At 61.3% G+C, this 2,858-nt stretch carries 2 protein-coding genes; both read right to left on the reverse strand.

Going from position 1 to position 2,858, the window contains the following annotated elements; all coding sequences use genetic code 11:
* The coding region (gene lon / locus RJQ10_RS11905; protein WP_502880239.1) for an endopeptidase La at nt 1-1,551 on the reverse strand (1,551 nt) is incomplete at its 3' end.
* A gap of 148 nt (nt 1,552-1,699) precedes the next feature.
* A partial coding sequence (clpX, locus tag RJQ10_RS11910; protein WP_350146842.1) for an ATP-dependent Clp protease ATP-binding subunit ClpX occupies nt 1,700-2,858 on the reverse strand: 1,159 nt, incomplete at its 5' end.

Consider the following 2,858-nt stretch of genomic DNA (forward strand, 5'->3'; position numbering starts at 1 on the left):
GCCGTGGTCCTTCAGAATCTTCGGCACCAGATGCCGCTTGGCGATCTCTACCTTCTCGTCCTCGGTGTAGCCGGGGATGCGGATCACTTCCATGCGGTCCATCAGGGCCTGCGGAATGCGCAGCGTATTGGCGGTGCAGACAAACATCACGCTGGACAGGTCATAGTCCACTTCCAGGTAGTGGTCGTTGAAGGTGCTGTTCTGCTCCGGGTCCAGCACTTCCAGCAAAGCCGACGACGGGTCGCCGCGCCAGTCGGCGCCCAACTTGTCCACCTCGTCCAGCAGGAACACAGGGTTCGACGTCTTCGCCTTTTTCATGCCCTGCACCACACGACCGGGCATGGAACCGATATAGGTGCGGCGGTGGCCGCGCACTTCCGCCTCGTCGCGTACGCCGCCCAGGCTCATGCGAACGAAGTTGCGGCCCGTCGCCTCGGCGATGGACTTGCCAAGGGACGTCTTACCAACACCCGGCGGACCCACCAGACAGAGGATCGGCCCCTTCATCTTGCCGACCCGCGCCTGCACGGCGAGATACTCAAGAATCCGCTCCTTGACCTTCTCCAGTCCGTAATGGTCACGGTTGAGTACGGTTTCGGCCAGGGCAATGTCCTTCTTGGTACGCGACGGCTTTTTCCACGGAATGCCGAGCATCCAGTCGAGATAGTTGCGCACGACGGTCGACTCGGCGCTCATCGGGCTCATGGAACGGAGTTTCTTCAACTCCGCCATGCACTTTTCCCGCGCTTCCTTGCTAAGGCGGGTCTTCTTGATGCGCTGCTCCAGCTCGGCGGCTTCATCGCGGCCGTCCTCGCCGTCGCCGAGCTCCTTCTGGATCGCCTTCATCTGCTCGTTCAGATAGTACTCGCGCTGGGTTTTCTCCATCTGCCGCTTGACGCGGTTACGGATTCGCTTCTCCACCTGAAGGACACCAATTTCGCCCTCCATGAAGGAGTAAATCTTCTCCAGCCGTTCCCGCACACTGCCGATCTCCAGCAGCTCCTGCTTTTCCGGAATCTTCAGCGACAGGTGGGAGGCAACCGTATCGGCCAGCTTGCCGGGTTCATCGATCTGGTTGATCGATACTAGGACTTCCGGTGGAATCTTGCGGTTGAGCTTGATGTATTGCTCAAACTGGCTGACCACCGCGCGCACCAGCGCCTCGGACTCAGCACCCTCCCGATCCGCCTCGGCAATGTCCGTGGCATAGGCCTGAAAGAAGTCCTGACCCGACTCAAAACGCTCCACCTGTGCCCGGCGGTTGCCCTCGACCAGCACCTTGACGGTGCCGTCAGGCAGCTTGAGAAGCTGCAGCACACTGCCGATGGTGCCGACCCGGAAAATCTCGTCCTCGCCGGGATCATCCTGGGAGGCGTCTTTCTGCGACAACAGCAGGATCTGCTTGTCGTCCTTCATGACATCGTCCAGCGCCCGCACGGATTTCTCGCGGCCGACAAACAACGGCACGATCATGTGCGGAAAGACGACGATGTCTCTGAGAGGGAGAATCGGGTAAAGCACACCGCGCTCAGATTCCAAGAAGGCCTCCACTGGGCATAGATCCACGGCCGGATGCCGCAATCAGACACTGCATATAGTTGGTGTCCGCCGGGCCAGTATCAACCCCTGCCAGCGATCCAGGGCTGGCGCTGGCAAAAAGACACCGCCCCCAGGGGCACGGTCGGCTACAGGACCGGCTTCAGGCGCTGGTCTGGCGCTCTGCGTAGATATGCAGCGGTTCGGCCCGACCTTCCACCACCTCGGCGTTCATCACAACCTGCTCAACCCCATCCAGGCTGGGCAGGTCGAACATGGTATCGAGCAGGATATTCTCCAGGATCGAACGCAACCCGCGAGCGCCGGTCTTGCGGCTGATCGCCTTGCGGGCCACCGCCTTCAGGGCGTCCTCCGACAGTTCCAGCTTCACCCCTTCCATCTCGAACAGCCGCTGATACTGCCGCACCAGAGCGTTCTTGGGCTCGCTCAGGATGCGCACCAGCGCCTCCTCGTCCAGGTCTTCCAGGGTGGCAACCACCGGCAGACGGCCGATGAACTCCGGAATCAGGCCGAATTTGAGCAGGTCTTCCGGCTCCACATCCTTCAGGATGTCGCCCATGCGCCGCTCGTCGGCCGATGTCACGTCGGCGCCGAAGCCCATGCCGGAGCCATGGGTGCGCTGAGAGATGATCTTGTCGAGGCCGGAAAAGGCGCCGCCGCAGATAAACAGGATGTTGGTCGTGTCCACCTGCAGGAACTCCTGCTGCGGATGCTTGCGACCACCCTGCGGCGGCACACTGGCCACCGTCCCTTCCATGATCTTCAGCAGGGCCTGCTGCACCCCCTCGCCCGACACGTCGCGGGTGATGGACGGGTTGTCTGCCTTGCGGCTGATCTTGTCCACTTCATCGATATAGACGATGCCGCGCTGCGCCCGCTCCACATTGTAGTCCGCCGCCTGCAGCAGCTTGAGGATGATGTTCTCCACATCCTCGCCCACATAGCCGGCTTCGGTCAGGGTGGTGGCATCAGCCATGGTGAATGGCACGTCAATGATGCGGGCCAGCGTCTGAGCCAGCAGAGTCTTGCCGCAACCGGTCGGGCCGACCAGCATGATATTGGATTTGGCCAGCTCGACTTCGCTGCCCTTGCCGCCATGGTCCAGGCGCTTGTAGTGATTGTGGACCGCAACGGACAGGATTCGCTTGGCGTGATTCTGGCCGATCACATAGTCGTCCAGCACGTCGCAGATTTCACGCGGTGTCGGCACCCCGTCCTTGGACTTGACCAGGGCCGACTTGTGCTCCTCGCGGATGATATCCATGCACAGCTCGACGCATTCGTCACAGATGAACACGGTC

The sequence above is a fragment of the Haliea sp. genome, from assembly GCF_040222615.1.
Taxonomy (GTDB): Bacteria; Pseudomonadota; Gammaproteobacteria; order Pseudomonadales; family Halieaceae; genus Haliea.